The organism is Pseudomonas shahriarae, from assembly GCF_014268455.2.
In the GTDB taxonomy this organism is placed as follows: Bacteria; Pseudomonadota; Gammaproteobacteria; order Pseudomonadales; family Pseudomonadaceae; genus Aquipseudomonas; species Aquipseudomonas shahriarae.
In genome coordinates this window covers 5,761,729-5,786,277 of sequence record NZ_CP077085.1, presented here as the reverse complement: position 1 = coordinate 5,786,277, position 24,549 = coordinate 5,761,729, and the positions used below count along the sequence as shown (strand labels likewise).

The window sequence follows — 24,549 nt, the reverse complement described above, 5'->3', positions numbered from 1 at the left end:
ACATTCATAAGCAAAAATTGTTTTGGCACACCCCATCAAACTGTGGGAGCGGGCTTGCTCGCGAATGCGGAGTGTCAGTCGCTGAATGAGCTGACTGACCCACCGTATTCGCGAGCAAGCCCGCTCCCACAGTTGATCACATTACCGTTCAGGCGTACTGCGCCGCCGCATACCCCGAAGCCCAGGCCCACTGGAAGTTGAACCCGCCCAGGTGCCCGGTCACATCCAGCACTTCGCCGATAAAGTACAGGCCGGGGCTTTTCAGCGACTCCATGGTCTTGGACGACACTTCCCGCGTATCCACCCCGCCCAGGGTGACTTCGGCGGTGCGGTAGCCCTCGGTGCCGGCCGGGACCAATTGCCAACTGCCCAGCTTGGTAGCGATATCTGCCAGTTCGGCGTGGGTGTACTGCTTCATCGGTTTGGACACAAACCACGTCTCGGCCAGCAGGTTGGCCATCTTCTTGGTGAAGATCTCGCCCAGCAGGGTCTTGAGTTCGCTGTTGGGGCGCTCGGCCTGTTGCTGTTGCAGCCAGGCGTGGGCGTCGTGGTCGGGCAGCAGGTTGATTTCTACCGTGTCGCCGGGCTCCCAGTACGAGGAGATCTGCAAAATCGCCGGCCCGCTCAGGCCGCGATGGGTGAACAAAATGTTCTCGCGAAAGCTCTGGTCGTTGCAGCTGACCAGGCAATCGACCGAGGTGCCGGACAGCTCGCCACACAGTTCCTTGAGCTGATCGGTGATGGTAAACGGCACCAGGCCTGCACGGGTCGGCAGCAGTTCATGGCCGAACTGCTTGGCCACCTGATAACCAAAGCCGGTGGCGCCCAGGGTCGGAATCGACAGGCCACCGGTGGCAATCACCAGGGACTCGCAGCGCAACTCGCCGAGGGTGGTCTGCAGTTGGTAGCCGCTGTCGAGCCTGGCGATCTCCTGGATCGAGGTGTCCAGGTGCAGGCTCACGCCGGTCTGGATGCATTCGTCGAGCAGCATGCCGAGGATGTCGCTGGATTTGTTATCGCAGAACAGCTGGCCGAGCTTCTTCTCGTGGTACGGCACGCCATGCTTGGCCACCAGCCCGATGAAATCCCACTGGGTGTAACGGGCCAGGGCGGATTTGCAGAAGTGCGCATTGTGCGAGAGGAAGTTGGCAGGCTCGGTGTACATATTGGTGAAGTTACAGCGGCCACCGCCGGACATCAGGATCTTCTTGCCGGCCTTGTTCGCATGGTCGATCAACATCACCTTGCGCCCACGCCCGGCGGCGGTCAGCGCGCACATCAAGCCTGCGGCGCCAGCGCCAATGATCACAACTTCGGTCGAGCGCAAAACGGTGTCCTCACAAAATATTGATCTCAAATGCAATCAGAAATGTGGGAGCGGGCTTGCTCGCGAATACGGCTGTCAGCCACCCCATCTGGCGACTGGTACACCGCATTCGCGAGCAAGCCCGCTCCCACATTGGATCTCCATTGAATCGAAGAGCTTTACAGGATCCGCACGCGCAACGAACGGCCCTTGATCTTGCCGTCATTCAAGCGCTGCAACGCCTGCTTGGCGACGCTACGCTCCACTGCCACATAGGCCTGGAAGTCAAAGATCGCGATCTTGCCCACCTGGGCGCCCGGGATCCCGGCTTCACCGGTCAGCGCGCCGAGGATGTCGCCTGGGCGGACCTTGTCTTTACGACCGGCAGCAATGCACAACGTGCTCATCACCGGCAGCAGCGGCGCGCCGCCCTGTGATTTGAGGTTGCTCAGTTGATCCCAGTTCAGCGGGGCCTTTTGCAGCAGTTCGATGGCCTGGGCACGGTGTGCCTCGGACGGCGCCACCAGGCTGATGGCGATCCCGGTCTCACCGGCACGCCCGGTACGGCCGACGCGGTGAATGTGGATTTCCGAATCGCGGGCCAGTTCGACGTTGATCACCATGTCCAGCGAGTCAATGTCCAGGCCTCGGGCCGCCACGTCGGTGGCCACCAGTACCGAAGTACTGCGGTTGGCGAACATTGCCAGCACCTGGTCACGGTCGCGCTGTTCCAGGTCGCCATGCAGGCCGACTGCAGAAATGCCCTTGGCGGTCAGGTGATCCACGGTTTCCTGCACTTGCTGCTTGGTAAAGCAGAAGGCCACGCAAGAGGCCGGACGGAAGTGCGACAGCACCTTGGTCACCGCGTCCATGCGCTCTTCCGGGGAGATTTCGTAGAAACGCTGCTCGATCTGCTCATCGGAGTGGAACGCTTCGGCCTTGACCTGCTGCGGCGCGCGCATGAATTTGGAGGCCAGTTGCTTGATGCTCACCGGGTAGGTGGCCGAGAACAACAGGGTCTGGCGACGGGCCGGGGTCTTGCTGATGATGTCTTCGATGGCGTCGTAGAAACCCATGTCGAGCATGCGGTCGGCTTCATCGAGGATCAGCGTGTTCAAACCGTCCAGCACCAGCGAACCCTTGCGCAGGTGTTGCTGGATGCGGCCCGGGGTGCCGACGATGACGTGGGCGCCATGCTCCAGGGAAGCGATCTGCGGGCCGAGGGACACGCCGCCGCACAGGGTCAGCACCTTGATGTTGTCTTCGGCGCGGGCCAGGCGGCGGATTTCCTTGGCCACCTGGTCAGCCAGCTCGCGGGTCGGGCACATCACCAGGGCCTGGCAACCGAAGTAGCGCGGGTTGATCGGGTTCAACAGGCCGATGCCGAAGGCGGCGGTCTTGCCGCTGCCGGTCTTGGCCTGGGCGATCAGGTCCAGCCCCTTGAGGATCACCGGCAAGCTTTGCGCCTGGATCTGCGTCATCTCGGCATAACCCAGCGAGTCAAGGTTAGCCAGCATGGCGGCGGAGAGCGGCAAAGTATTAAAAGCGGTGGCGATGGTGGTCACGGGACAGGCTCTGCAAAAACAAAATGTCGCGCAGTGTACCAGCCCCGTGGGAATTTCCCTGCAAGTTCTAGACGAGACGCCGCCTAATGCTCAATGTCGTGCTCGCGGCTGACCACTCGTTTGCCGTCTTTTGGCGACAATTGCAAGAAGATCGCCGCCGCCAGCATCGCCATGATGCCCACGGTGAGGAACGTCAACTGGAACGCCTCGAGCACGGTGTTGACCCCATCGTTACCGGCTTGGGCAGTAAACCCGCCAAGCAGGGCACCGGCGCAGGCCACCCCCAGGCTCAGGGCCAGTTGCGCCACCACCGACAGCAGGCTGTTGCCGCTGCTGGCCTGGGCATCGTCGAGGTCGATCAGGGTCACGGTGTTCATCGCGGTAAATTGCAGGGAGTTGATCGCCCCCAGTACCGCGAGCATCGCCAGCAACAGCGGGTAGGGCGTCTGTTCGCTGACCAGGCCCATGCTCGCCAGCATCATGCCCAGCAGCAGGGTGTTGCCGGTGAGCACGACGCGATAGCCCAGGCGTTCGATCAACGGCCGGGCGACCGACTTGGCGACCATCGCCGCTGCCGCCAGGGGCAGCATGCTCATCCCGGCCTGGGACGGCGAGTAACCCAGGGCGATCTGCAGCAGCAACGGCACGAGGAACGGCAGGGCGCCGCTGCCCAGGCGCGCGAACAGGTTGCCGAGAATGCCCACGGCAAAGGTCCGGGTCTTGAACAGCACCGGCGAGAACAGTGGGTTTTCGATATGCCCGGCGCGCAGCCAGTAGGCCGCCAGGCACGCCATGCCACCGAACAGCAACAACATCACGCGCAAGTGCGGCAGGTGCAGCTCGCCCAGGCCTTCCATGGCAATGGTGATCAGCACCATTGCCGCGCCAAACAGCAAAAAGCCCAGGCTGTCGAAGCGAGTACGCTCGCTGCCGCGCAGGTCGGGGATGAATTTCCACACGGCGTAGCAGCCGATCATGCCCACCGGCAGGTTGATCAGGAAAATCCAGTGCCAGGTCAGGTACTGCACCATCCAGCCGCCCATGGTCGGGCCGAGCAGGGGGCCGAGCAGGCCGGGAATGGTGATAAAACCCATGATCCGCACCAGCTCCGAGCGCGGGTAGGCGCGCAGCACCACCAGCCGGCCCACCGGCAGCATCAGCGCGCCGCCCAGACCCTGGATCACCCGTGCGCCCACCAGCATGCTCAGGCTGCTGGACAGGGCGCACAGCAGCGAGCCGATGCTGAACAGCATGATCGCGCCGAAGAAAATCTTCTTGGTGCCGAAACGGTCGGCGATCCAGCCCGAGGCCGGGATCAGCAAGGCCACGGTGAGCATGTAGGCGATGATCACGCCCTGCATGCGCAGCGGGTTTTCCGCCAGGTCCTCGGCCATGGCGGGCAGTGCCGTGTTGAGAATCGTGCCGTCGAGCGACTGCATGAAGAAGGCAATCGCTACCACCCAGGGTAACCAGCGGGCGGTCTTGGCATCGAGCACGACACGATTCGGCATGAGATCCCTTTTTGTTAGCAGGCTATGGGTTGCCGATTATGCGCCAACCTCTGCCGATTTTCCCACTGGCGGTTCGTCTATATCAGCGATGGCCACGTCCTTGCCCACCAGGAAGTCGATCAGCGCGCGATGCACCGCCAGCGCCGCCTCCCGCGACTCCAGGTCGAGCAAATGGCCGGTGTGCTCGGCGCTGGCAAAGCTGCTGCGGCCCACGTATTGCTTGAACAGTTGGGCTTCATTGGCCGGGGTGTATTCGTCCAGCGTGCCGTTGAGAAAATGCACTGGGGTTTCGATCTGGCGCAATTGCGGCAGGTAGTTGCCATCGCCCAGGGCAAGCACCTGATGAATATGAAAGCGCGCCTGGCGGTACTCGGTGGTGGCCATGGTCGACAGGTGCCGATGGTTATTGCGCTTGAGCCGGCTGGAGAGGAATTTGCCGACGGTCTCATTGAGCAAGTGGCCGACGGCAGACTTGTCATCGGCCTCGATCAGCACCCGCACCCGCTCCACATATTCGAGCATTGCCGGGTTGAGATTGGGTGCCAGGGCCATCACCACCGAGCTTTCGATGGAAGGCGGGTTGTGCGCCAGGGTCAGCAGGGTCGAGATGCCACCCCAGGAGGCCGACACCAGGTGGTTGACCTGGAAACGCTCCACCAGCGCCCGCAGGATCTCGACTTCGTCGTCCTTGGTCACCAGGTCCAGATCGGTGTTGTGGGGGCGCGAATAGCCGGAAAACGGCAAGTCGAACATCAACACATTGAAATGCTCGGCCAGGCACTTGCTGGTGCGGGCGAATGAGCGGGTGGTGGACAGCGCGCCGTTGACCAACAGCACGGTCTTGCGTTGCGGATCGTTACCCAATTGCTCTACGTGAACGTTGTAGTGCTTGAACAACTTATCAATGACAAAACTTCCTTGGTACATGTCAACGCTCCGGCTCGCCCAGTCCCGGGCGAGGTCATGCATCATTTGCGAACAAATGGGTTGAGAGTGGCGGGATGCCACTAACCGTTATAACGAGGTTTTCGAGCGTCGACAACAGTCCGCCAACCAACGGGATGCTGCCAGGGAAGGTTCATCAGAACCCAGGGTATTCCCCTGTAGGAGCCAGCTTAAATTGTGGCAAGGCGCGCGCTTGTTGTGGCGAGAAGCCCCCTCGCCACAGCACAAGCCGGGCGTTTACAAGGTCAGGGTCAGGCGTTTTACCAACGCGCCCGGCAGCAGGTTGGACGAGGTGTTGCGCTCGCCATAGGTGCTGGCCGACAGCAGCAACTCGCGCTCGGCGGTCAGCGCTTCCAACTGCGACCCCAGCAGGTGGTAGACGCTATCGTCAAAGCGCATGGTGCTGACCGGTGCCTTGATCTCGCCGTCTTCGACCCAGAACGTGGCGAAGCGGGTCATGCCTGTCAGGCGCGCCGCCGGCTGGTCGGAGTAGTTCAGGTACCACAGGTTGCTGATATACAGGCCGGTGCCCAGTTGCTTGAGGATATCGGCCTGGGCCAGGCTGCCGGCGGCCATCTGCAAGGCGCTGGGGGACTCATCGCCGCTGGCGCCGTTGGTGCTCAAGCCGTATTCGGCGGCGCTGCGCGAGTTGACCAGTTGCCCTTGCGCCTGGCCATTGGCGATCAAGGTCACGTCGCTGCGCGGGTAACCGTCCCGGGAAAACGCCGGGCTCAGGGAGCCGGTGATCTGTTCGCCCATGCCCACCAGCGGGCTCAGGGCCTGGTCGCCGGCATACAGGCGCTGCAACGGGCTGCCCTTGCTGGCGATGGCCTGCGCAGAAAAACCACCCCAGGCGAGCATGCCGATGATTTCTTCCATGGCCGCCGGTGCCAGGTAGGCGCGGTATTGGCCGGGCGCCAGGGTGTGCAAGGGCCGGCCAAGAAACTCCAGTTGTTCGCGGGCTTGCTGCAAGCGCTGGGCAAATGCCGCGCTGTCCCAGGCATCGCCGGCGTAGCTGGCCTTGACCGCCTCGCCATTGGCATGGAACAGACTGAAATCAAAGTTGAAGCTATTGGCCTGGTGCCAGCCAAAAGCCCCCGACGAGCTGGCGAACCCGCGGCTGATCGGCCCGGCGGCATAGATGCCGACCAGGTCGAAACCTTGGGCGCCCTGGCTGATTTCGCCCAGGACTTGATCGAAGTCCGGCAGCGCCTGGGCCTGCTCGCTGCTGTTTTGCCAGGCCGTGTGATTGAGTAGCAGGTAAGGATCTTTGGGCAGCAAGGGCAAGGTGTCGCGCAATTGCTGCAGGCCCTCGGCCAGGCGCTGGCGGTCCACCTCGGGGGCGCCGGCCAGGGTGATGGCCAGGTCGGCGTGCCGGCCATCGTTGATCAGCTTGAGGTTGACGCTGGCCTGCTGTACCTGGCCGGCCTGGCGCACCTTGGCGTGGTTGAAACGCACGAATTCGGACGACTCCGCCGCGTAGCCCAGATGAAACTGTTCCCCATCGGCGATGGCCTGCTTTAGCCATTCCACCAGGTCCTTGAAAGCCTTCATCAGGAGTCTCCCCCAAACACATCCACATCGCTGAAGACACACGCCGGCGATGCATGGCCGACGCGGATCACTTGGTTCGGCTCGCCCTTGCCGCAGTTGGGCGTGCCCAGCACCTTGAAGGTGCTGGCATCGCCCACGGCACTGAGCTTGCGCCAGAACTGCGCGGAAATCGCCCGGTAGTTGGGGTTCTTCACCACGCCCTTGAGTTCGCCGTTCTCGATCAACTGGCCCCACTCGCAGCCGAACTGGAACTTGTTGCGCGCATCGTCGATCGACCAGGAACGGTTGGTCGACATCAGGATGCCGTGCTCGATGCCGCCGATCAGTTGCGCCAGGCTCTGGTCGCCAGCCTCGATATTGAGGTTGGCCATGCGGTCGATGGGTGCGCGGTTCCAACTGCTGGCGCGGCTGTTGGCTACGCCGCCCATGCCCGAGCGGTACTGCGACAGCGCCCCGCCCAGGGGCTTGAGCAGCAGGCCGTTACGGATCAGGAACTGCTTGTTGGCGGGCGTGCCGTCGTCGTCATGGGCGTAGCTGGCCAGTTGCTCGGGAATGTCCGGGTCAAAGGTCACGTTGAGCAGGTTGGAGCCGTATTGCAGGTGCCCGAAGTCGCTGGCCTTGACGAAGCTGGTGCCGGCGTAATTGCGCTCGTCGCCGAGAATGCGGTCCAGCTCCAGCGGGTGGCCGATGGATTCGTGGATCTGCAGGATCATCTGGTCGGGCATCAACAGCAGGTTCCGCGGGCCCTGGGGCGTGTTGGGGGCCAGCAGCAGTTGCAGGGCCTCGTCGGCCACCCGTGGCGCGGCGCCTACCAGGCCGAAGCGGCTGATCACATCAAAGCCGCCCTGCTGGCCAAAGTTGCTGCCGCCCAGGGTGCGGGTCTGGCTGTCGTTGCCGTGGTAGGCGGTCACATTGACGCCGGGGAACACAAAACGCTGGGCCTGGCGCAGTTGCGCGCCGGCGCTGTTGAGGTAGATCTGTTCAACGTGGGTGGTGCCCAGGCTGACTTCCCAGTTCACCAGGCGCTCGTCCCTGGGCACGGCCGCTGACTCTGCGCCGAGCAGTTGGTAGCAGTCGCTCAGGGACGGGAAGGCTTGATCGAGCTCTGGCGACAGGTAGTCGGCGATGTCGCTGGACACCGGCTGGTCGCGCAGGTCGAGCAGGGCATGGGGCTTGATCCGCCGGGCTTGCTGTTCGGCACGCTCGAGGGCCGCTTGCAGGCCGGCCAGGGAAATATCGTGGGTGGCCGCGTAGGCTTCGACACCGTTGAGGCGCACGGTGAGCATGGCGCCTTCGTTGCGGCTCAGGTGCGGCGGTTCGGCGACATTCTTGCGCACCGACAGGTACTGGCCGGACTCGCGCACGTAGCGCAGGGAGAAGAATTCGGCGCGGGTGCGCAGGGCGGCGAAATGTTGTTTGAGTTGCGGGTGTTTGTCGAACATGGGGCCTTCCTTGTGGGCGGTGATGGCTTTGAGGGCCCCATCGCAGGCAAGCCAGCTCCTACCTTTTGAATGTGCTCACAAATCAAAATGTGGGAGCAGGCTTGCCTGCGATGCTTTTGCCTTGGCTTTAGACCGGGCAACCCTTGGCGCGCAGGATGGCGTCAAAGCGGTCAGGGTCCAGGGTGCCGGCTTCGATGGCAGCCAGTGTGGCTTTCTCGCGGGCCAGCAGGTCATGGCAGCGCACCAGCAATTCCGGCAGTTCGCTGCGCGAGGCGGCGACCACGCCGTCGCCATCGCCGATCATCAGGTCGCCAGGGGCTACCAGCATGCCAGCGCAGGAGATCGGCACGTTGATCTCGCCGCCGCCGTCAGTGCTCGGGCCACGGTGTACGCCGCCGATGGCGTAGGCCGGCAGTTCGCCGGTTTGCCATTCGTCGAGGTCGCGCAGGGCGCCGTTGATCACCACACCGACAATGCCAGCCTTCAGGGCCATGGCGCGCATGATGCCGCCGAACACCGCGCGGGTCAGGTCGGCGCTGCCGTCGATCACCAGCACATCGCCCGGGCGGGCCATCTGCATGGCTTTGAGAATCATCAGGTTGTCACCGGGGCGCACCCGCACGGTGAGGGCGCTGCCGAGCATCGGTGCATTGCCGTGGAAGGCTTTCAGGCCCAGGCCACCGACGTTACGGCCCAGGCAGTCGCTGACGGCCGCCGCCGGGATCTTGCTGAATTCCTTCAGCCATTTCGGGTCCAGCGGTTCAACGTTTGGATTGATCAGGAAGCCGGTAGGCCATTTGCTCGAAGAAACGACATCAAACATGAGAAAGCCTCGTGGCCAGGCAGAAGCCGGCGTGTCGGTAGGAAGGTGAAACGTTTGCGCGAGGGACTAGATTAGGCCGGCGCGGGGGGTGGGATCAAGGGCGGGGCAGTGTAGGAAGAGTCTGGGAAGATGGGTGTTGGCTGGTCGGGTCTTATCGGGAGCAAGCCCCCTCCCACATTTTGATGTGTGAATACGTTCAAATGTGGGAGCGGGCTTGCCTGCGATAAGAGCGCCGCGGTGTAGCGGTTACTGCGCGGTCGGACCCACTTCACGCAACGGCTTGCCACGCACCGGCGCATCGCCGGCCACGTAGTAGTCCGCGGTGCTGCGCGGCAACTGGCGACCACGCATCTTGTCGGCGATTTTCTCGGCGATCATGATGGTTGGCGCGTTCAGGTTGCCGGTGGTGATGATCGGCATGATCGACGCATCGACCACCCGCAGGCCCTGCATGCCATGCACGCGGCCTTCGCCATCGACCACAGCCATTTCGTCGGTGCCCATCTTGCACGAGCAGGACGGGTGGAACGCGGTTTCGGCGTGCTCGCGGATGAACTTGTCCAGTTGCTCGTCGGTTTGCACGTCGATGCCCGGGCTGATTTCACGGCCACGGAACGCGTCCAGTGCCGGCTGCTGCATGATTTCACGGGTCAGGCGGATGCCATCGCGGAACTCCTGCCAGTCCTGCTCGGTGGCCATGTAGTTGAAGAGGATGCTCGGGTAGTCCCGTGGGTTCTTCGACTTCACTTGCACGCGGCCACGGCTCGGCGAACGCATGGAGCCCATGTGCGCCTGGAAACCGTGCTCTTTCACACCGTTGCTGCCGTTGTAGTTAATCGCGACCGGCAGGAAGTGGTACTGGATGTTCGGCCACTCGAATTCTTCACGGGTGCGGATAAAACCGCCCGCTTCGAACTGGTTGCTGGCGCCGATGCCGGTGCCGTTGAACAGCCATTCGGCACCAATGGCTGGCTGGTTGTACCAGAGCAGCGACGGGTACAGCGAGACCGGCTGGGTGCAGGCGTATTGCAGATACAGTTCCAGGTGGTCCTGCAGGTTTTCACCGACGCCTGGCAGGTCGTGGACCACCGGGATGTCGAGGCTTTCCAGGAGTTTGGCCGGGCCTACACCGGAACGTTGCAGCAATTGCGGCGAGGCGATGGCGCCGCTGCACACCAGCACTTCCTTGCGCGCGCGGGCTTCAACACGCTCTTCGGCGGCACCGATCAGGTAACGCACACCGACCGCACGCTTGCCTTCGAACAACACTTTGTCGGCCAGGGCATGGGTGACGATGGTCAGGGTCGAGCGCTTCTTGGCGGTGTCCAGGTAGCCACGGGCGGTACTGGCGCGACGGCCGTTCGGCGTCACGGTACGGTCCATCGGGCCGAAACCTTCCTGCTGGTAGCCGTTCAAGTCTTCGGTACGCGGGTAACCGGCCTGCACGCCAGCTTCAACCATGGCGTGGAACAGCGGGTTGTTACCGGCTTTAGGCGTGGTCACGCTGACCGGACCTTCGCCACCGTGGTAGTCGTTCGGGCCGATGTCGCGGGTTTCGGCCTTGCGGAAATACGGCAGGCAGTCGAGGTAGCTCCAGTCTTCCAGGCCTGGCAGTTTTGCCCAGTTGTCGTAGTCCATGGCGTTGCCACGGATGTAGCACATGCCGTTGATCAGCGACGAGCCACCCAGGCCCTTGCCGCGACCACATTCCATACGACGCCCGTCCATATGTGGCTCTGGATCGGTTTCGTAGGCCCAGTTGTAGCGGCGGCCTTGCAGCGGGAACGCCAGGGCGGCGGGCATCTGGGTGCGGAAGTCCAGGCGGTAGTCGGGGCCGCCGGCTTCCAGCAGCAAAACGGTGACGCCTTCATCTTCGGTCAGACGGGTCGCCAGGGTGTTACCGGCGGAGCCGGCACCCACAATGATGTAGTCGTATTCTTGGGACATAAATGCACCCTCTTTGGAGTTGGTCAGGTCGGGCCCCATCGCAGGCAAGCCAGCTCCCACAATCAGAATGTGGGAGCCGGGCTCGCCAGCGATAGCGGCCCCGCAGGCAATACAGAACTCGGGTTTAGAACACCGAGGCGTAGTCGCCCAGCTCAACCTGTACCGATTTGATGCGGGTGAAGTTGTTCAGCGAGCTGATGCCGTTCTCACGGCCAACACCCGACTGCTTGTAGCCGCCAACCGGCATCTTCGCGTCGGACTCGCCCCAGGCGTTGATCCAGCAGATACCCGCTTCCAACTGATGAATCACGCGGTGGGCGCGGTTCAGGTCCTTGGTCACCAGACCAGCGGCCAGGCCGAAGTCGGTGTCGTTGGCACGACGGATCACTTCTTCTTCGGTCTCGTAGGTGAGGATGCTCATCACCGGGCCAAAGATTTCTTCACGCACGATGGTCATGTCGTCGGTGCAGTCAGTGAACACGGTCGGTGCCACGAATGCGCCCTTGGCGAAGTCGCCGTCGGTCAGGCGGTCGCCGCCGCACAGCAGGCGTGCGCCTTCTTCCTTGCCCTTGGCGATGTAGCCCAGCACGCTTTCCATGTGGGCGAAGCTGACCAGTGGGCCGAAGTTGGTGTTTTCGTCTTCTGGGTTGCCAACGCGGATACGCGCAACACGCTCAACGATCTTGGCTTCAAAGGCGGCTTGCAGGTGCTTTGGAATGAACACACGGGTGCCGTTGGTGCAGACCTGGCCGGAGCTGTAGAAGTTGGCCATCATCGCGGTGTCGGCGGCGCGATCCAGGTCGGCGTCGTCGAAAATGATCAGCGGGGATTTGCCGCCCAGTTCCATGGTGACGTCTTTGAGCGAGGAGCTCGAAGCGCTGGCCATGACCTTCTTGCCGGTGTCGGTACCGCCGGTGAAGGAGATTTTCTCGATGCGTGGGTGCTCGGTCAGCCAGGTGCCGACTTCACGACCGCTACCGGTCAGAACGTTGAACACGCCATCCGGCACGCCAGCTTCGGTGTAGATTTCGGCCAGCTTCAGGGTGGTCAGCGAGGTGACTTCGCTTGGCTTGAAGATCATCGCGTTGCCGGCAGCCAGGGCTGGGGCGGACTTCCACAGGGCGATCTGGATCGGGTAGTTCCACGCGCCGATACCGGCGACCACGCCCAGCGGCTCGCGGCGGGTGTAGACGAACGAGGTGGTACGCAGCGGGATCTGCTCGCCTTCGATGGCGGGCACCAGGCCTGCGTAGTATTCCAGCACGTCGGCGCCGGTGACGATGTCGACGTACTTGGTTTCAGAGAAGGATTTACCGGTGTCCAGGGTTTCCAGGGCCGCCAGTTCATCGTTGCGCTCGCGCAGGATTTCCACGGCGCGACGCAGGATGCGCGAACGCTCCATGGCGGTCATGGCAGCCCAGATTTTCTGGCCCTTTTCGGCGCTGACCACCGCACGCTCAACGTCTTCGAATGTGGCGCGTTGCACGTTGGCGAGAACTTCACCGTTAGCCGGGTTGATGGCTTCGAAGGTGGCATCGCTGCCAGCGTCGCTGTAGCCGCCGTCAATGTAGAGTTTTTGCAGTTCGAAACGGGCCATAAAGTCCTCGCAAGTGCATAAGTGGTTGGCGTTAACCACCAAAAGGTGCAGCCATAAGGTTCTGGCAACACCGTTCAGTAGCCGTTCAGGGGTTGAGCGTTTATGTGTGCTCTAACTCACCTGCTTGGCCAATTGGAAATCCATGTATTCGTAAGCGATCCGTTGCGCCTGCTCCGTGTCGAAAGCGTCTCCCGACAGGGCGCCGCGCAACCACAAACCGTCGATCAAGGCCGCCAGGCCTCGGGCTGCGCTGCGTGCATCTTCCAGCGGCAGCACACGGCGGAACTGGCAGCACAGGTTGGAATACAGGCGGTGATCGTTGATCCGCTGCAACCTGTGCAAAGACGGGTGGTGCATGCTGGTGGCCCAGAAGGCCAGCCAGGTTTTCATTGCCGGGCCGTTGACCTGGCTGGCGTCGAAGTTGCCGCCGATAATCACTTGAAGGTGCGCCCGCGGGGTGTCTTCCTTCAATGCCTGCCGGCGTTCGTGGACATTCTCGATCAGCACATTCATCAGGTACCGCATCGTTGCGGCGATCAGGCCGTTCTTGTCCTGAAAGTAGTGACTGATGATGCCGTTCGAGACGCCGGCCAAACGGGCGATCAGCGCAATGCTGGCATCCCCCATCCCGACCTGATCTATGGCCGTCAATGTGGCTTCGATCAACTGCTGGCGGCGTATGGGTTGCATACCGACCTTGGGCATGTAGCACCTCTCCTTAGGCCTGCCGACGGGCGTAAACGTTCGTCGGCGTGAAGGCCAGTCTATTTTGTTTTGATTGAACGTTCAATCAACAAAGAATAAGATCTGCGACAAATGGTCGCTGCCTACAGGTATTTCCTACGTGTCGGCAGACGCATCTGACATCCGTAAAAACCCTTGAAACAGCCCATGACAGCGCGTTGCTGGGGTCTGGGGTTTTTCGGGATGTCTTTATAACACCCGTCCGTCGACTGCCGAAAAATCGATGGCGTGGGTCAAGCGCTGCCTTGTGTCCTCTCTCGCACTGCCCGGAGCCTCTGTGCCATGAGTTCTGCCTCTCTAATAAAGACCCCACCGGAAAAAGTGCGGGTCAACGGTTGGGTGTTCTACACCTCTACCGCGTTGATCCTGTTGTTGACCGCCGTTCTGATCATCGCCCCGCAAGAGGCCGGCAGAATGCTGGGAGTCGCCCAGACCTGGCTCTCGAAAAGCTTTGGCTGGTATTACATGGTGGTCATCGCCGCCTACCTGGTATTTGTGGTGGGCCTGGCGTTTTCGTCCTACGGCAAACTGAAGCTGGGCAGCAAGGCTGATACCCCGGACTTCAGTTACGGCGCCTGGGCCGGCATGTTGTTCTCCTCGGGCATCGGCATTTCGTTGCTGTACTTCGGCGCGTCCGAGCCGTTGGACCACTACTTCAACCCGCCCGAAGGCGCCGCCGCCACCCATATGGCCGCGCGCCAGGCGTTGCAGCTGACCTTCCTGCACTGGGGCCTGCATGGCTGGGCGATCTACGCGCTGGTCGGCCTGGCCGTGGCGTACTTCGCATACCGCCATAACCAGCCGCTGGCCCTGCGTTCGGCGCTGTACCCATTGATGGGCGAGCGTTGGGTCAAAGGCGCGGCGGGTCACGCGGTGGACGGCTTCGGCATGTTCGTGACCCTGCTGGGCCTGGTGACAAACCTGGGGATTGGTTCGATGCAAGTGTCGTCCGGGTTGGAAAACCTGTTCGGCATGGAGCACAGCAACACCAACCTGCTGATCGTGATCATCGTGATGAGCACCGTGGCGACCATCGCCGCCGTGTCGGGCGTGGAGAACGGCATTCGTCGCTTGTCCAACCTGAACATCGTGCTGTTCAGCGGCCTGCTGATTTTTGTGCTGCTGTTTGGCCCGACCCTGCACCTGCTCAACGGCTTTGTGCAGAACATCGGCGACTACATGAACGGTCTGGTGCTGAAAACCTTCGACCTCTACGTGTACGAAGGCGATGGTGAGAAGTCCGAGCGCTGGATGGGCCTGTGGACCCTGTTCTACTGGGCCTGGTGGATTTCCTGGGCACCGTTCGTGGGCATGTTCATCGCGCGTATTTCCCGTGGCCGTACGGTGCGCGAACTGGTGGCGGGCGTGCTGCTGATCCCGCTGGGCTTTACCCTGGCGTGGCTGTCGATCTTCGGCAACTCGGCCCTGGACCTGGTGCTCAACCATGGCGCCGTGGAGCTGGGCAAGACGGCGTTGGAGCAACCCTCCATGGCGATCTACCAGTTGCTGGAGTACTACCCGGCGTCGAAAGTGGTGATCGGCGTGTCGATCTTTGTGGGTTTTGTGCTGTTCCTGACGCCGGCGGATTCCGGCGCGGTGATGATGGCCAACCTGTCGTGCAAAGGTGGCAACGTGGATGAGGATGCGCCGCACTGGCTGCGGATCTTCTGGTCGGCGGTGATCACCCTGGTGACCATCGGCTTGCTGTTTGCGGGCAACTTTGAAGCCATGCAGACCATGGTGGTGCTGGCGGGCTTGCCGTTCTCGGTGGTGCTGATCTTCTTTATGTTCGGTTTGCACAAGGCCATGCGCCAGGACGTGGCCATCGAACAGGAGCAGGCGCAATTGGCCGAACGCGGCCGTCGTGGTTTCAGCGAGCGCCTGACTGCCCAGGACCTGCAGCCGAGCCAGGCCGTGGTGCAGCGCTTTATGGACAGAAAGGTCACCCCGGCGCTGGAAGAAGCCGCCGTGGCCCTGCGCGCCCAAGGGCTGGATGTGCAGACGCTGCTGGGTAAATCCAAGCGCTGCATTGGCGTGCGGATCGAGATGGAAGGCAACCCGTTTGTCTACGAGGTGAGCCTGGACGGCTACCTGGCGGCGCCGAGTGAGTCGATCGAGGCCGACGAGGAGCGTGCGCGCTACTACCGCGCCGAGGTTTACCTGCACAACGGCGGCCAGGAGTACGACCTGATGGGCTTCACCCAGGAGCAGATCACCCGGGATGTGCTCGATCAGTTTGAAAGCCATCGGCAGCTCCTTGGCCGTGTCTATAGCTGATGGTTGAAGGCGGGTGGTGTCGTCACTGACACCATCTGGTCAAAATGTGGGAGCGGGCTTGCTCGCGATTGCGGTGTATCAGTACCAGGTTCATTGACTGATACATTGCAATCGCGAGCAAGCCCGCTCCCACATTTGTTTTGTGTTGCCTTTTAGCCCAGGTTCTTGCCCAGCAGGGCGTGGTACAGCTCGCTGTCCCCCAGAATCCCCACCACTTTGTTGTTGTCGTGCAGCACCAGCTTGTTGCCGGTCTGGTAGCGAATCTGCAAGGCATCGCGCATGCCGATATTCGAATCCACCAAGGTCGGTAGCCGCCCCAGGCCTTCCACGGCTTGCCCCGGCGCCCAGTTCTGCAGGTTCATTGCCACGCCATTTTGCCGTGCGCCCTGGATGGTGTTGCCTTCGGCCAGGTCCAGCCACGAATCGCCGCCCGGATCCAGGCATACCGAGCCGTTGACCCGCTTGCAGTTGTCCAGGGTGCGCATCAGGCTGCGGCCGCACAACACGTTCAGCGGGTTGGTATGGGCGACGAAGGTGCGCACATAGTCGTCCGCCGGGTTCAGCACAATCTCTTCCGGCACGCTGTACTGGATGATCTTGCCGTCTTTCATGATCGCGATCCGGCTACCCAGCTTCAGCGCCTCATCCAGGTCGTGGCTGACGAACACGATGGTCTTGCTCAGTTTGCGTTGCAGCTCCAGCAACTCATCCTGCAGGCCTTGGCGGATCAGCGGGTCGAGGGCCGAGAAGGGTTCGTCCATCAGCAGGATATCGGCGTCCATCGCCAGGGCGCGGGCCAGGCCGACGCGCTGTTGCATGCCGCCCGAAAGTTCGTCGGGCTTCTTGTTGCGCCATTGGGTCAGGCCCACCAGCTCAAGCTTCTCGTCCACCAGCTTGCGCCGTTCCTTTTCGGGGCGGCCCTGCATTTCCAGGCCAAAGCTGATGTTTTCACGCACGGTCAGCCAGGGCATCAGGGCGAACTTCTGGAACACCATGGCGATGCGCTTGGTGCGCATCATTTTCAGCTCTGCCGGGGTGCATGAGGCGATGTCGATCTGGCGTCCTTCATGTTCGACAAACAACTGGCCACGGCTCACGGTGTTAAGGCCGTTGATACAGCGCAACAGGCTGGATTTGCCGGAGCCGGACAGGCCCATCAGCACGCAGATCTCGCCTTTCTCGATATCCAGGCTGGCCTTTTCCACGCCGACGATCTGCCCGGTCTTCTTCAGGATTTCATTGCGGTGCATTCCCTCGTCCAGCAGCTTGAGGGCTTCGCGTGGGTCTTTGGAAAAAATCACATCGACATTGTCGAATCGGATAATGCTCATGCATCACCCCCTACTTTGGCGTCGGGTTGTTTGCAGATGCGGTCGAGCATGATGGCCAGCAGCACAATCGCCAGGCCGGCTTCAAAGCCCAGGGCAATGTCGGCGGTGTTCAGCGCGTTGACCACGGGTTTGCCGAGGCCGTCGGCGCCCACCAGGGCCGCGATCACCACCATCGACAACGACAGCATGATGCATTGGGTAATACCGGCAGCGATGCTCGGCATGGCGTGGGGCAGTTCGATGCGCGAGAGCAACTGGCGGCGCGAGCAGCCAAAGGCCTTGCCGGCATCCATCAACTCTTGCGGTACATCGCGGATACCCAGGTAGGTCAGGCGGATCGGCGCGGCAATCGCGAACACCACCGTGGAGATCAGGCCAGGCACCACACCCAGCCCGAAGAGGGTCAGGGTCGGGATAAGGTAAACAAAGGTCGGCACGGTCTGCATCAAGTCGAGCACCGGGCGCATCACGGTGTAGAACATCGGTTTGTGCGCGGCAACAATGCCCAGCGGCACACCGATGACCACGCAGACCAGGGTGGCGAACAGCACCTGGGCCAGGGTCTCCATGGTTTCCTGCCAGTACCCCAGGTTGAGGATCAGCAGGAAGGAGGCAATCACAAATACAGTCAGCCCCCACTTACGTTGAATGTAGTGAGCAAGCAGCGCAATCAGACCGATCAATGCCAGCGGATTGAACCAGGTCAGCGCAAACGTCACGCCGTGGATCATCGTTTCCAGTGTCGATGCGATCGCGTCGAAATAATCGGCGCCGTTCTGCGTCAACCATTCGACGAAGGCAGCGATGTACTGGCCTAGTGGGATTTTCTGTTCAGTCAGCATGGTAGTGAATGTCCACATGCGAAGAGGGAAACATCCTGGGCCGGCGCGCCGGCCCAGGGTCAGCGGTTACTTGTCGAGGTAGGCTTTTACGGCGGCAAGTCCTGGTTTGCCATCAAGGGTGGTGACCCCGGCGAGCCAGGTGTCGAGCACTTGCGGGTTCTTCTTCAGCCAGGCCTTGGCGGCGGCGTCGGGTTTCATTTTGTCGTCGAGGACGTTACCCATCAGGGTGCTTTCCATGTCGAGGGTGAACACCAGGTTTTTCAGGAGCTGGCCGACGTTGCTGCACTCCTGCACGTAGCCCTTGCGGGTGTTGGTGTAGATGGTGGCCTGGCCGTAGTTGGGGCCGAATGAATCGTCACCGCCAGTCAAGTACTTCATCTTGAACCGGGTGTTCATCGGGTGCGGTTCCCAGCCCAGGAATACAATGGCCTGCTCCCGTTTGGTGGCGCGCTCGACTTGCGAGAGCATCCCCGCCTCACTGGACTCGACCACCTTGAAACCTGCGTCTTTCAAGCCGAACTGATTTTTGTCGATCAGGCTCTGGATCGTGCGGTTGCCGTCGTTGCCCGGTTCAATGCCATAGATCTTGCCGCCCAGCTCCTTCTTGAACTTGGCGATATCGGCAAAGTCCTTCAGGCCCTTGTCGTACAGCGCTTGTGGCACTGCCAGGGTGTACTTGGCGTTTTCCAGGTTGGCGCGCACGGTTTCCACGGTGCCGGCATCACGGTACTGCTTGATGTCGTTTTCCATGGTCGGCATCCAGTTGCCGAGGAAGATATCCATGTTCTTGCCATCAGCCAGGGACTTGTAGGTCACTGGCACGGAAATCATCGTGGTCCGGGGCTTGTAGCCCAGGCCCTTGAGGATTTCGCTGGTGGTGGCGGTGGTGACGGTGATATCGGTCCAGCCGACATCGGAGAAGTTGACGGTGCTGCACTGCTCGGGATCAGCAGCGTGGGCCGCAAAGGGAAGACTCAGCATGGCGGCCAACAACAACGGGGGGGAACCTTTCATGGGTTTGGACTCCTGGTGTTTTTCCGGCGGTGCGAGACCGCGCTTATAAGTGTTGCAGTTGGGGCGTGCGAGCAACGTGCAGCCTCGGTACCTTGCAAACGAGTCGAGACTGATCATGTACCAGTGAAAATCTGACGCCTACAGGGTGGGTCGCATCCAGTACAGGGATGGTCGTATCCAGTGTCGGTGACGTCGCATACAGGTTTTTCCACAGGCAAAACTGCACTTTTTCTCGATCTGCGCCGCAAAAAACGGCGATTACGCCCCATTGCGAGGGGACGACGCTGGTGAGCATGGGTATGTCGGTGTCAGACGCCGGACGGCGCAACGAAAGCTTGATGATGCCGCCATCTGGGCGACTTGAGCGTAGCAGCTCCGCCACCAGGCGTTACTGCGCCTGGCCTGTGCTATCGAGGAGTTTCGCGCAATGGCTATCAGCGTTTTCGACCTGTTCAAGATTGGCATCGGGCCGTCCAGTTCCCACACCGTCGGCCCCATGCGGGCCGCGGCGTTGTTCGTCCAGGACTTGCGTGAACGTGCTCTTTTGGAACAGGTGCAGCGCGTCGAAGTTCAGCTGTATGGCTCGTTGTCGGCCACCGGCATCGGGCATGGCAGCGACAATGCAGTGATCATGGGGCTGATGGGCGAGTGGCCGGATGCGATTGATCCGTCGCAGATCGGCCCGCGTATCGAGACCCTGCGTGAGACGCAGACGCTGCTGCTGGACAACCGTGTGCCGGTGCCCTTTGTGTGGTCGCGGGACATGCGCCTGATCGACGAAAACCTGCCGTTCCATCCCAATGCCATGACCCTGGTGGTCTACGGCGCCCAGACCGAGTTGCATCGCGATACCTACTATTCGGTGGGTGGCGGTTTTGTGGTGGATGAGGCCCAGGCGCGCAGCGGAGTGGCGGATATGGACCGCACCGAACTGCCCTATGATTTTTCCAGTGCGGTGGAGTTGTTGCAGTTATGCAACACCCACAACCTGCGGGTTGCCGACCTGATGCTGGCCAATGAAAAGGTGTGGCGCTCCGAGGAGGAAATCCGCAGCGGCCTGATGAAACTCTGGCGTGCCATGCAGGACTGTGTCGAGCAAGGCCTCAAGCATGAAGGCATCCTGCCCGGCGGCTTGAATGTGCGCCGCCGCGCCGCCAAGTTGCACCGCAGTTTGCAGGAGCTGGGCAAGCCGAATGTGATCGGCTCCACCTTGAGCGCCATGGAGTGGGTCAACCTGTTCGCCCTGGCCGTCAACGAAGAAAACGCCGCCGGTGGGCGCATGGTCACCGCACCCACCAATGGCGCGGCGGGGATCATCCCGGCGGTGCTGCACTACTTTATGAAGTTCAGCGAAGAAGTCACCGAGGCCAATGTAGTGGACTACTTCCTCGGTGCGGCGGCCATCGGCATCCTGTGCAAGAAGAATGCGTCGATCTCCGGCGCCGAAGTGGGTTGCCAGGGTGAAGTCGGTTCGGCCTGCGCCATGGCGGCGGCGGGGCTGGCAGAGATTCTTGGCGCCTCGCCGGAGCAGGTGTGCAACGCCGCCGAAATCGGCCTGGAACACAACCTGGGCCTGACCTGCGACCCGGTGGGCGGCCTGGTGCAAGTGCCGTGTATCGAGCGCAATGCGATTGCCGCGGTCAAGGCGATCAATGCCGCGCAGATGGCCCTGCGGGGCGACGGCCAGCACTTTATTTCCCTGGACCGGGTGATCCGCACCATGCGCGATACCGGCGCGGATATGCATGACAAGTACAAGGAGACCTCGCGGGGTGGGTTGGCGGTGAGTGCTGTCGAGTGTTAAGCGAACGCAATGCTCAAAGCAGTGAAGATCAAATGTGGGAGCGGGCTTGTCGGATCGCCGCATCGCCGCGAAGACGTCGGCCCAGCAAACATTGATGTTGACTGACCCACAGCTTTCGCGAGCAAGCCCGCTCCCACAGGAGATCTGCGTTTAACTGACTGGCATTGGGGCTTGCCCGCGATGGTGGTGTGTCAAACCCCACTGCTCATAAAGTGAACACTCCACCCCCGATACGCCACCTTTTAGCGCGTCGCAAACAGATAAGTAGCCCCCAAACGATTTCCCTTCCGACCACCCATCACCTGTGCGTGTGGTGACACACTTTTCCTACGCCCTGAAAGCGCCTTCCCACAAGTGCTACCGATCTGCTCACAGACCCTGAGTGTAGGCTTTTTCCGGGTCATATCCCCACGCCGGGCGCGGGCTTATATAGACACCTCAACAGGTCGTTTTCAGGAGTTATTGAATACCTATTCAACTTTAGGCATGGCATTTGCTCTATCAATTCAAAGCCTCTCTCCTGACGGATGACGAGCGCAATAACAAGAGCCTCGCCTGAGGCCATTACCTGCTTTGTGTGAGGAGATACCGCGATGACGTCGTTCAACTCCGGGGCCCAACCCCAGAACCGTGCGCCTCAATCCATCGGCTTTTTGCTGCTGGACAATTTCACGCTGATTTCCCTGGCGTCCGCAGTGGAACCACTGCGCATGGCCAACCAATTGTCCGGCCGCGAGCTGTATCGCTGGACTACCTTGAGCGTCGACGGCAACCAGGTATGGGCCAGCGATGGCCTGCAAATCACCCCCGATTGCTCCATGCACAAAGCCCCGGCCCTGGACACCGTGATTGTCTGCGGCGGCGTGGGTATCCAGCGCACCGTGACCCGTGAACATGTGTCGTGGCTGCAAAGCCAGGCGCGCCAGTCCCGCCGCCTCGGCGCGGTGTGCACCGGCAGTTGGGCCCTGGCCTGCGCCGGCTTGCTCGACGGGTTTGATTGCAGCGTGCACTGGGAATGCCTGGCGTCGATGCAGGAAGCCTTCCCACGGGTGTCGATGAGTACGCGCCTGTTCACCCTCGACCGCAATCGCTTCACCAGTTCTGGTGGTACCGCGCCGCTGGACATGATGTTGCACCTGATCAGCCGCGACCATGGCCGTGAACTGTCGGCGGCGATTTCCGAGATGTTCGTGTACGAACGTATCCGCAATGAGCAGGACCACCAGCGCGTGCCGCTCAAGCACATGCTCGGCACCAATCAGCCGAAGCTGCAGGAAATCGTCGCGCTGATGGAAGCCAACCTGGAAGAGCCGATCGACCTCGATGAATTGGCCGTCTATGTCGCCGTCTCGCGGCGTCAGCTGGAGCGGCTGTTCCAGAAATACCTGCACTGCTCGCCGTCGCGCTACTACCTCAAGCTGCGCCTGATCCGCGCCCGGCAGTTGCTCAAGCAAACGCCGATGTCGATCATCGAAGTGGCCTCGGTGTGCGGGTTTGTGTCCACGCCGCACTTCTCCAAGTGCTACCGCGAATACTTCGGCATTCCGCCACGGGATGAGCGCGTAGGTTCCAACACCACCCAGCAAGTGGCGATGATGCCGATTCCGCAGGCGCTGGTGTTGTCACCGCTGGCCGGGCCGATGTCGGCGTTGAGCCAGGCGCGCAATGAGTCGACGTTTGCCAGTGTAAGGCTGTAGGCCGAGGCGTCTGCATCGCCGGCACGCCAGCGCCCACATTTTGATCTGTGAATACCTTCAAATGTGGGAGCTGGCTTGCCGACGATAGCGATGTATCAGGCCCCGGAATTCTGTTTGAACTGCATCAGGGCCGGCAACAACTGCTTATCAATCGCCTGGCGCACCGCCGGCAGAATCGTCGCGCTGCTGGTGTACATCTGCTCGACCATACCCTTGAGTGCCTTGGCCCGCGCCTCACTCAAACCGCGTACCGCGCATTCACAGGCCTGCTCGGCGGTGGCGCCGCTGGACACCTCGAAACCCAGGGAGCGCAGTTGGCTCAGCAGGTCATCCTGATCAATCAAATCCGCGTGCATCATGATGTTCATCCTGGTTAGGGGAGCCTTTGATTCTGGTGGGCCGCCAGCGGGTCGGCAAGGGCTGAATGACGTGATGGCTGGAACGACTATGAGCAGGTCGTTTTCGGGCCAGTTGCCGAGGGTGGTTGCGGGCACACTGGTTTTCAAGCAAGCAGAATGAAGGTTTGGTCACCCTCGGCCCGCACGCTCGCACAAAGCACTCTGCCCCGATCCTGTCACGGCTTGATCGGGGCTTTTTTTATTTGCCGGGCAGGCCGATGACGCGACCGAGCAGGGCCGGCCGGGGCAGGTCTGATTGCTCGGTGCTGATGGCCGTCAACCGCTGTGCAACCCCCTCACTGAAGGGGGCCGAGCGTGGCCCCGCCAGGTCGACATGCAACAGCATCTGCTCATTGCCCGCCAGCTCCCGCTCTTCGCCCACCAGGTGCAGGCTGTGATACAGATGCAGGCGCTTGTTGTCATGGGCGATCAACTGGGTATGCACTTCGACCTCGGCGCCGAGTTTCACTTCGTGCAGGTAATTGAGGTGCAGTTCCAGGGTGAACAGCGAGTGGCCACTGGCTTCGCGGTGGTCGCTGTCCAGGCCCAGGGTGTCCATCAATGCGTCGGTGGCGTAGCTGAAGATCAGCAGGTAAAACGCATCGCGCAGGTGGCCGTTGTAATCGACCCAGTCAGGGAGGATGTTGGTGGTGTAGGTCGTCAGTGCGGGCATGTCGTCAATTCCAGATCTGTGCTCGGTCAACTGCAGGAGCTGGCTTGCCTGCTCCCACAGATATCAACCGCCGTTATTCGGCGAAGCTCATGCCGTGTTTTTGCTTGGTGGTCTTCACCGCCTCCAGCACCGCCAGCAGGCAATCATCACGATAGCGTTCCAGCGCCGAAATGCTATGGCTGCCCAACTGCTCACGGGTGCCATCAACCACATCATCAATCAGTTTGTCGGTCAGTTCCGGCGCCGGCAGGTACGTCCACGGCAACTGCAGTGCCGGCCCGAACTGCGCCATGAAATGCCGCATCCCGGCATCGCCGCCGGCCAGGGTGTAGGTCAGGAATGTGCCCATGAACGACCAGCGCAAGCCGGCGCCAAAGCGGATCGCATCGTCGATCTCGCCGGTGGTCGCCACCCCATCGTTGACCAGGTGCAACGCCTCACGCCACAGCGCTTCCAGCAAGCGGTCGGCGATAAACCCCGGGACTTCCTTGCGCACATGCAGCGGGCGCATACCGAGAGATTGGTAGACCTTGATCGCGGCCTGGATTGCTTCGGGCGCGGTGTGTTTGCCACCGACCACTTCTACCAGCGGCAGCAGGTACACCGGGTTGAACGGGTGGCCGACCACGCAGCGTTCCGGGTGCGTGGCGCCTTCATAAAACTCACTGGGCAATAGCCCCGAAGTGCTGGAGCCGATCAAGGCATCGGGTTTGGCCGCCGCGCTGATTTTGCTGTGCAGTTCCAGTTTCAGTTCCAGGCGTTCGGGGGCGCTTTCCTGGATGAAATCGGCGTCTTGCACGCATTCTTCGATGGTCGCGACAAAACGCAGACGCTCCTGGGAGGCGCCCGGCGCCAGGCCCTGTTGTTCCAGGGCGCCCCAGGCATTGGCGACGCGCTTGCGCAGGGCGGCTTCGGCGCCGGGCGCCGGGTCCCAGGCCACCACATCCAGGCCGTGGGCGAGGGCGCGGGACACCCAGCCGCTGCCGATTACACCGCTGCCCAGGGCGGCGAAGGTTTTGATTTCGGTGATAAAGCTCATTTTGGTAATTTCCAGTGCTAAAGAGGTTCATTGTGGGAGC

The 24,549-nt window shown here is 61.6% G+C and carries 19 protein-coding genes; 3 read left to right on the top strand and 16 right to left on the bottom strand.

Annotated elements, in window-relative coordinates; genetic code table 11:
- Positions 1-148 precede the first annotated feature (148 nt).
- The 10 genes from HU773_RS26000 to betI form a co-directional block, all read right to left on the bottom strand.
- Complete coding sequence (locus HU773_RS26000) at positions 149-1,327, bottom strand: BaiN/RdsA family NAD(P)/FAD-dependent oxidoreductase (RefSeq protein WP_057440244.1); 1,179 nt, start codon at positions 1,325-1,327, stop codon at positions 149-151.
- 158 nt (positions 1,328-1,485) lie between these two features.
- Complete coding sequence (dbpA, locus tag HU773_RS25995) at positions 1,486-2,823, bottom strand: ATP-dependent RNA helicase DbpA (protein ID WP_232545553.1); 1,338 nt, start codon at positions 2,821-2,823, stop codon at positions 1,486-1,488.
- Positions 2,824-2,954: 131 nt separating this feature from the next.
- The gene (gene mdtD, locus HU773_RS25990; protein ID WP_057960848.1) at positions 2,955-4,382 is read right to left on the bottom strand and encodes a multidrug transporter subunit MdtD; all 1,428 of its coding nucleotides are present in this window, start codon (positions 4,380-4,382) and stop codon (positions 2,955-2,957) included.
- 36 nt (positions 4,383-4,418) lie between these two features.
- The gene (locus HU773_RS25985; protein ID WP_057444320.1) at positions 4,419-5,309 is read right to left on the bottom strand and encodes an alpha/beta fold hydrolase; all 891 of its coding nucleotides are present in this window, start codon (positions 5,307-5,309) and stop codon (positions 4,419-4,421) included.
- A 255-nt stretch (positions 5,310-5,564) separates the two neighbouring features.
- A complete protein-coding gene (locus HU773_RS25980; RefSeq protein WP_186624954.1) occupies positions 5,565-6,881 on the bottom strand; it encodes a TldD/PmbA family protein in 1,317 nt (438 codons plus the stop codon).
- Positions 6,881-8,323: a TldD/PmbA family protein gene (locus HU773_RS25975; protein ID WP_186624952.1), complete on the bottom strand. Its 1,443-nt coding sequence runs from the start codon at positions 8,321-8,323 to the stop codon at positions 6,881-6,883. The genes HU773_RS25980 and HU773_RS25975 overlap by 1 nt, the downstream gene beginning before the upstream one ends.
- Before the next feature lie 127 nt (positions 8,324-8,450).
- Positions 8,451-9,146, bottom strand: a complete 696-nt coding sequence (locus HU773_RS25970) for an RraA family protein (protein WP_029297314.1) — start codon at positions 9,144-9,146, stop codon at positions 8,451-8,453.
- Positions 9,147-9,392: 246 nt separating this feature from the next.
- On the bottom strand, positions 9,393-11,093 hold the full coding sequence (gene betA, locus HU773_RS25965; protein WP_057440344.1) for a choline dehydrogenase: 1,701 nt from the start codon (positions 11,091-11,093) through the stop codon (positions 9,393-9,395).
- Between the two features lie 124 nt (positions 11,094-11,217).
- Positions 11,218-12,690 carry a betaine-aldehyde dehydrogenase gene (gene betB, locus HU773_RS25960; protein WP_057444317.1) on the bottom strand — a complete coding sequence of 491 codons (1,473 nt, stop codon included), beginning with the start codon at positions 12,688-12,690 and terminating at the stop codon, positions 11,218-11,220.
- Between the two features lie 111 nt (positions 12,691-12,801).
- Positions 12,802-13,395, bottom strand: coding sequence for a transcriptional regulator BetI (gene betI, locus HU773_RS25955; RefSeq protein WP_057440248.1), 594 nt, complete (start codon positions 13,393-13,395; stop codon positions 12,802-12,804).
- Positions 13,396-13,773: 378 nt separating this feature from the next.
- On the opposite strand from betI, the gene HU773_RS25950 reads away from it, so the two are divergent.
- Entirely contained in the window at positions 13,774-15,711 is a 1,938-nt protein-coding gene (locus tag HU773_RS25950) for a BCCT family transporter (protein WP_225923893.1), read from the top strand.
- Between the two features lie 152 nt (positions 15,712-15,863).
- Here the strand turns inward: HU773_RS25950 and choV are convergent, their stop codons facing one another.
- The 3 genes from choV to HU773_RS25935 all read right to left on the bottom strand — a co-directional run bounded on the left by choV (position 15,864) and on the right by HU773_RS25935 (position 18,898).
- Positions 15,864-17,042, bottom strand: a complete 1,179-nt coding sequence (choV, locus tag HU773_RS25945) for a choline ABC transporter ATP-binding protein (protein WP_029300678.1) — start codon at positions 17,040-17,042, stop codon at positions 15,864-15,866.
- Complete coding sequence (gene choW, locus HU773_RS25940) at positions 17,039-17,884, bottom strand: choline ABC transporter permease subunit (protein ID WP_057440251.1); 846 nt, start codon at positions 17,882-17,884, stop codon at positions 17,039-17,041. The genes choV and choW overlap by 4 nt, the downstream gene beginning before the upstream one ends.
- A 66-nt stretch (positions 17,885-17,950) precedes the next feature.
- Positions 17,951-18,898: a choline ABC transporter substrate-binding protein gene (locus HU773_RS25935; protein WP_057960844.1), complete on the bottom strand. Its 948-nt coding sequence runs from the start codon at positions 18,896-18,898 to the stop codon at positions 17,951-17,953.
- 427 nt (positions 18,899-19,325) lie between these two features.
- On the opposite strand from HU773_RS25935, the gene HU773_RS25930 reads away from it, so the two are divergent.
- Together HU773_RS25930 and gbdR are read left to right on the top strand one after the other, a co-directional pair.
- A complete protein-coding gene (locus HU773_RS25930; RefSeq protein ID WP_057440252.1) occupies positions 19,326-20,702 on the top strand; it encodes an L-serine ammonia-lyase in 1,377 nt (458 codons plus the stop codon).
- A gap of 593 nt (positions 20,703-21,295) precedes the next feature.
- Positions 21,296-22,399, top strand: coding sequence for a choline metabolism transcriptional regulator GbdR (gene gbdR, locus HU773_RS25925; protein WP_029300670.1), 1,104 nt, complete (start codon positions 21,296-21,298; stop codon positions 22,397-22,399).
- 95 nt (positions 22,400-22,494) lie between these two features.
- Here the strand turns inward: gbdR and HU773_RS25920 are convergent, their stop codons facing one another.
- The 3 genes from HU773_RS25920 to HU773_RS25910 form a co-directional block, all read right to left on the bottom strand.
- Entirely contained in the window at positions 22,495-22,758 is a 264-nt protein-coding gene (locus HU773_RS25920) for a hypothetical protein (protein ID WP_057440253.1), read from the bottom strand.
- Between the two features lie 238 nt (positions 22,759-22,996).
- Positions 22,997-23,470 carry a thioesterase family protein gene (locus HU773_RS25915; protein WP_057440254.1) on the bottom strand — a complete coding sequence of 158 codons (474 nt, stop codon included), beginning with the start codon at positions 23,468-23,470 and terminating at the stop codon, positions 22,997-22,999.
- A gap of 73 nt (positions 23,471-23,543) precedes the next feature.
- Positions 23,544-24,509, bottom strand: a complete 966-nt coding sequence (locus HU773_RS25910; protein ID WP_057440255.1) for an L-carnitine dehydrogenase — start codon at positions 24,507-24,509, stop codon at positions 23,544-23,546.
- Positions 24,510-24,549: the final 40 nt, after the last annotated feature.